This window comes from Vibrio sp. 10N.222.46.A1 (assembly GCF_041473595.1).
GTDB classification, from domain to species: domain Bacteria; phylum Pseudomonadota; class Gammaproteobacteria; order Enterobacterales; family Vibrionaceae; genus Vibrio; species Vibrio tasmaniensis_A.
The window spans coordinates 1-6,040 of record NZ_JBFRSN010000073.1; the positions used below are offsets into that span (position 1 = coordinate 1).

The 6,040-nt window shown below is 45.1% G+C and carries 5 protein-coding genes and 1 pseudogene; all 6 read right to left on the reverse strand.

Features of this window, described 5'->3' with window-relative positions; translation table 11 throughout:
- Nucleotides 1-441, reverse strand: a pseudogene (locus tag AB4496_RS02750) (C4-dicarboxylate ABC transporter substrate-binding protein); the annotation flags it as partial.
- A 200-nt stretch (nucleotides 442-641) separates the two neighbouring features.
- The gene (locus AB4496_RS02755) at nucleotides 642-1,544 is read right to left on the reverse strand and encodes an EamA family transporter (RefSeq protein ID WP_102257516.1); all 903 of its coding nucleotides are present in this window, start codon (nucleotides 1,542-1,544) and stop codon (nucleotides 642-644) included.
- A gap of 137 nt (nucleotides 1,545-1,681) precedes the next feature.
- Complete coding sequence (gene phnR / locus AB4496_RS02760; RefSeq protein ID WP_009845628.1) at nucleotides 1,682-2,386, reverse strand: phosphonate utilization transcriptional regulator PhnR; 705 nt, start codon at nucleotides 2,384-2,386, stop codon at nucleotides 1,682-1,684.
- A 68-nt stretch (nucleotides 2,387-2,454) separates the two neighbouring features.
- On the reverse strand, nucleotides 2,455-4,164 hold the full coding sequence (locus AB4496_RS02765) for a putative 2-aminoethylphosphonate ABC transporter permease subunit (RefSeq protein ID WP_009845629.1): 1,710 nt from the start codon (nucleotides 4,162-4,164) through the stop codon (nucleotides 2,455-2,457).
- A gap of 21 nt (nucleotides 4,165-4,185) precedes the next feature.
- The gene (locus tag AB4496_RS02770) at nucleotides 4,186-5,295 is read right to left on the reverse strand and encodes a putative 2-aminoethylphosphonate ABC transporter ATP-binding protein (protein WP_009845630.1); all 1,110 of its coding nucleotides are present in this window, start codon (nucleotides 5,293-5,295) and stop codon (nucleotides 4,186-4,188) included.
- Nucleotides 5,296-5,522: 227 nt separating this feature from the next.
- Nucleotides 5,523-6,040 (reverse strand): FAD-dependent oxidoreductase (locus tag AB4496_RS02775; protein WP_372130564.1); only part of this gene is annotated, 518 nt, incomplete at its 5' end.

Here is a 6,040-nt window from a genome sequence, read left to right on the forward strand (position 1 = left end):
CGTCGTAGAAGCACCAACAAACTGAACTCCGTAAGGCTTGTACAGTTCGGTCATTAGCTCATTACCACCACCGTAGTTCATGTACTGAAGCAGTTGTGTAGTGTCTGACCATGCGCCAACCATGTTACCGATAAGACCAAATGCTGGATCTTTACCAGAGAAGTAACCTGTTGCTGTGATGTGACCATCTAGGATGCCCATTTTGATCGCGCCTAGCGTTTCTGTGTGCTTAACCACAGCGCCTACAGGCAGAAGATCGATATCAATACGTCCGTTAGACATCGTCTCTACGCGCTCAGCCCACTTCTGCTGAACTTTGAAGTTCAAGTCACCAGAAGGGTCTGAAGATTGAATTTTAAGTTTAAAGTCTGCAGCCATTGCTGAAGTAGCAAATAGACCAGTGAGGGAGGCAGCAATCAGCGTTTTAGTCAGAGCTTTCATTTGGGTATCCTTATGAGTTTCACAGAGTCCGGTTTGTAATTATATGTTACCGGTAACGTTGAGGTGGATGTTACCGGTAACTTTACAGCCTTGTCTATGAGAAGGATCACATCTTTAACATTAGTAAAACGTTTGCTATCAATAAGAAAAATGCGACTAAAAAGTCACATTATAGGTTGGAGGTAGGATTTAATTTCTTTTTAAGTCAGTGAGATAACTAAGCCAGCAATGATAAAAACGACGCCTACACCACGTGTAACGTGCCACTTTTCCTTTAAAAAGTAGATCCCCATCACTACGCCGAAGATGATACTGACTTGCCTAAGTGCAACAACCAAGCTGACGTTCTCTGTCATGGTCATCGCAAATAACACCAAACCATAAGTCGAAGCCATCATGATGCCAGCAAGTGTTGCTCTTTTACGCAATAACCAAGCATTATGAAATTCGATTCTTTGGTTGGTTACGAATAACCAAACACTCAGCGGAATCACAATCGCCCAAAACTGAATGCCTAGGTAGAAAATCGCAGTGTGTTTGTTAGTAACGATTTGTGTGCTTAGAGGCTCTAATAATAGAAGCGCCTCTTTATCAATGATGGAATAGCCCGTGGTACCAATGGCCGCGATCAACGCCCACAGTACGCCAAGGTTGAGATACGCTTTTAACCTAAGATCTGAAAACTGCTTAAGTGGTACAAACAAGCAGCCTAATGTTATTAAAGTGAACCCAATCCATTGATTCGCCGACAATTCATAGCCTATCAACACCGTGCCTAAACCCACCATCAACACAGGCAGTGCCCGTGCCATTGGGTAAATCACACCGATATCAGCTTGTTTATAGGCCGCGCCTAACCCAATCAAATAGATGATTTGACAGATCCCACTCAAGAAAACCAGTTGCCAGAATGGAAGTAAGATATTTGACAGTCCAACACTGTGAACATACCAGATCAAGTAAGGCGTCAATATCGCTGCGGCGGCAAAGTCAGAGGCTAAGAAGAATGACGAGCCCGAGCCTTGATTAGATTTACCTAGAACGTTCCAACCCGCGTGAAGCAGAGCCGAAATGATCACGATGACAATGGCAGAGAATTCCATTTCATTCCTAAATTATTGATGAATTAGCACAACGGCTGACAACAGGTGATAAAAAAGGCCTCCGAATAAGAGACCTTTGAGCGTTTCAATTGGGCAATCCTGCATAATTGCAGGTATGCCAACGCTATAACGTATGACTAGCGCTCTAGCTGTGCGATCGACTCAATGCTGATCGCGTCATGACGCCAATATTCAATATCGCAATCAATCAAATCACCGTCTTGATTGTAATTAACACGCTCAACCACCATAGCCGGAGAACCAGAAGTCGCACGCAGGGCTTGCGCGGTTTCGCCAAGCAAAGACGTTGTGCTCACTCGGTAACGGATCTTCTGATACACCACGCCAAAGTGCTCACGGTAGATGTCCGTCAACGATTTAGACAAGTCATAATCAAGCAAATTAGGGAACAGCTCAGGTCGAATGTAGTTGGTCACATACACAACGGGTCTGTCTTCAAGATAACGAACTCTGTCTACTCGATAAACATCCGAAAAAGGTTGCAGCTCAAGAAGCTTAGTTGCTTCCTTGGTTGCTAACATGCCTTTCGCTGCCACTAATTCTGTTTTCGGCTTACGATTCTGCGACAAAGCCATATTAGTGAAGTTCAGTGTTTGTGTTGGATCGTAACGCAGTGGCGCTGGAGAGATAAACCAACCTCGTCGGTCTTCTCGATAAATTCGTCCTTCCGCTTCAAGTGAAGACAAGGCTTCACGTAACGTAACTCGTGTTGTATCAAACGATTCAGCCAGTTTGCGCTCCGCAGGCAGCTTCTGTCGTGGTGTTAACATCCCCGACTCTATCTGCTCTACGATGACATCTTTGATTTTTACGTACTGCACTTCATTTCCTTTTATTCTTGTTCTTGTCGTCAGCCACTCCTTGGCCAACTGCAATATAAAATAGTTCGCTAGCGTTTACGCCAAGCCTGGGTGCGCTTCTCGAATAACTTGTTGATTAACATATGAATCAACTTCGCGCTCGCTGCCGATATCATGATCATCACCGCCATGGCTGCTGCTGCACCCGTTTGTCCCGCATCATCCATATTCAGTACTGAAACTGACGCAGGTATCGTATCGGTAGAATACAAGAATACTACCGCAGATGTCGTGGTAAGTGCATTAATAAACAGGTATGTCGCAATATCTAAAATCGCAGGCAAACAAACCGGAACCGTCACTTTAAAGAACAGCTTGTATTGCGGTAGGTTAACCGACGCCGCCGTCGCTTCTATTTCCTCAGGCAGCTGTTTTAATGCGGTTAACGCTGTCATGTGGCCGACTGTGTAGTAGTGAACCACGGTGTTAATCACCAAGAACGCCATCGTGCCATACAAGAAGTTGAGTGGGTTACTCAAATCATTGAAGTAAAAGATATACCCCAAGCCCAACACCATACCCGGAACAGCCATCGGTACCACACTGAGCATCTGCATTGCTTGACGAACAGGACCAAATGCTCTGCCTTTCTCAATGCAATATGCACCAAGGAAAATCAACACTGTACCGATAATAGCAGTCCATGCACCCAGCGTTAGAGAGTTGAAAAACGGCGTCCAACCATAAGTACTCATTTCTGCGAAGTTGTAGTTATTCAAGGTGAGTGCTTTGTTCCAAGGCCAGAACGTGACCATAGAACCGTATATCGCCATGCCTAGCACGATAACCACAGCAGCAGAGATGATGGTGCAATAGAGCAAACACACGCCATCACGTAGAGTGTTTGGTTCAGGTTGGTACGCGACGGATCGAGTATCAAACAAGCTCTTCTGTTTCTTTTGAACCCAGCGATCCACAGTAAACGCAAGCAACGCAGGCAATAGCAATAAAATACTGGTCACTGCACCCATAGAGAAATTCTGTTGCCCTACCACTTGTTTAAAGATGTCAGTCGATAGAACGTTATAACTGCCACCAATCACCTTTGGCACACCAAAGTCACAAACCACCAGCGTAAACACCACGATCAGAGTGCTGATCAAACCGTATTTTGCCGCAGGTAACGTCACCATGAAGAAGGTTTTTAGCGATGAAGTATTGAGTGCACGTGCCGCCTCATACAGACGAGAATCAGAGGTTCTTAACGAGGTAGTCAGAATCATCAAGGCGTGTGGAAAAGTCCAAAATATTAAGCCGAGTGATATACCAATCAAGCCGTATACCGAATTTCCCCCTAATACTTCTTTGGCGATACCTTGGTTGCCAAATAAGAAGATCAAACTGATCGCAGGAAGCAACGACGGAGCTAGAATCGGCGCTGAACCCAACACCTGAAAAAGCCCCTTGAAAGGCATGCATGAACGAGTCAAAGCATAGGCATACCCAAACGCTAATACTCCCACGACAACGGTCACTAACAACCCAAGCGTGAACGTATTGCCTACCGACTGCCATAAGCTTTGAGACGCAAAATACGTAGCGAAATTCTCTAAGCCTACAAATTCGCCATCTGCGTTCTGAACACTCTTTTTCAACATCGCCCACAGTGGCATCAGGATAAACAACGTCATGACCACAGACAAAAAGGCCAGCAGCCCAAACAGAATTACGTTGTCTTTGCTTAACCGAGCCAGAAAAGGTTGTACTCGTCGTTGAATTAGCAGCTTAGATTGCATCATTTGAGTCGATTCCATGATTGTTTACGCCGCCTCGTCTTTCATCACTTGCACGCTTTTCGATGGGTAAGCTCTCAGGCCTTCTTGATCAAACGCCACGTAACGAATATCACTGCGACGCAGCTTCAATCGGTTGAACTCTTTGACGGGTACATCAACGATGATCTCTTTCGCCGTTGAGTCATGTTGCAATTGACACTCAACACGATAAAACGCCCCTAAGAATTCGCTTGATACGATTCTCACTGGCAAGGATTCACTAAAACGATCAACAAACTGGATTTGCTCTGGACGAACGGCAATATCGAAAACATCACCCAGATTTGGCGTGAGATTATCTAAGCCAGGTAACGGCAGCATTGACTCAGCAATGCGCATCTTGCCTTGAGCTGCAACAGAAGCTTGAATGAAATTCATACTGCCAACAAACTCAGCCACAAAACGACTGACGGGTTTTTGGTAGATTTCTTGTGGAGCACCCACTTGCTCGATAACACCATGATTCATCACCACAATGCGGTCTGCCATCGTTAACGCTTCATCTTGGTCGTGCGTCACCATAATAGTAGTGATACCCAGCTTACGTTGCAGTTGGCAGATCTCATCACGTAGGTGTGTTCTTACCTTCGCATCCAACGCAGAAAGCGGTTCATCGAGTAGCAATAAGCCCGGAGACAACGCTAATGCACGAGCCAGAGCAACACGCTGCTGTTGTCCACCAGATAGCTGATTTGGGAATTTCTGACCAGACGTTGGTAAGCCGATGGTCTCTAACCAAGACTCAACCGTCTCAAGGGCTTCTTTGGTCGACATCCCTTGATTCTTCAAACCAATTGCGATGTTCTCTTCCACAGTCAGGTTGGGAAATAGAGCATAAGATTGGAATACGATACCAAAATCGCGCTTCTCAGGAGGTAGGAACGTCGTATCCGCTCCATTCTGCTCAATTGAGCCTGAGGTCGGTAAATCCAGCCCTGCAATCGCACGTAGTAGTGTCGTTTTACCGCAGCCAGACGGGCCAAGGAAACAGACGAACTCACCTTTTTCGATCGATAGGGATATGTCTTTTAACGCTGTAAATTGGCCAAATTGCTTTACAACGTTTTCAATATTCAAATAAGTTTGGTTGCTCATACTACAGCACTCTCTATATGGTATATACCAAATTTAAACTGAGAATATTGCAGTTGAGTGACAAATTTATAGTAGCTAAATGACAGTTATATTGCAGATATAATAAGCATTAAAGATTGCTATTTGTTCAGCTTTAAAAGTTAGTTCAACGTTGAAAGCCCTCAATGACGAACCAAAAAGTCACTGAGAGCCTAAATGTAAACTTCTAATTTAAACGCTAGATTAATCTATGATTCAACCTTGTCGGCTTTGCCCGCCGCACCTGCGAGTTTGGATAACTGTCTATCTAGCCACAATGGCGTGTTACCAGAATCTTCTGCGTTCTCTTTTCTTCGCACCGCATCACGCACCATCATCGCACCTACCCAGCGAAATGGCTCTGGCGGGAAGTGTCCCAACGGGCCTTTGGTTAAACCGCTTCGTGTCCATGCATTATCGATATCGAGTACCATGGCTGACAAGATCTTCCCGCCCATACGGGTTTGAGCAACGCCATTGCCTGAATAACCAAGCCCATAATAAATATTGCTTTGGCCTTTTAGATTACCGAAAAATGGCAATCCGGTGACCGAACGATCTGAGCCTCCAGACCAATTGTAATCGAATTCACTTTGTTCCAATTTAGGGAACAGTTTTTGAAACGATTGATTGAGAATCGGCAGGTAGCTAGTGGTTTGGTTAAACATGCTTTCAACTTGATTGGCAAACGAGAATTTATTGCCGCCTTTGCCCAACATGAGTCGTC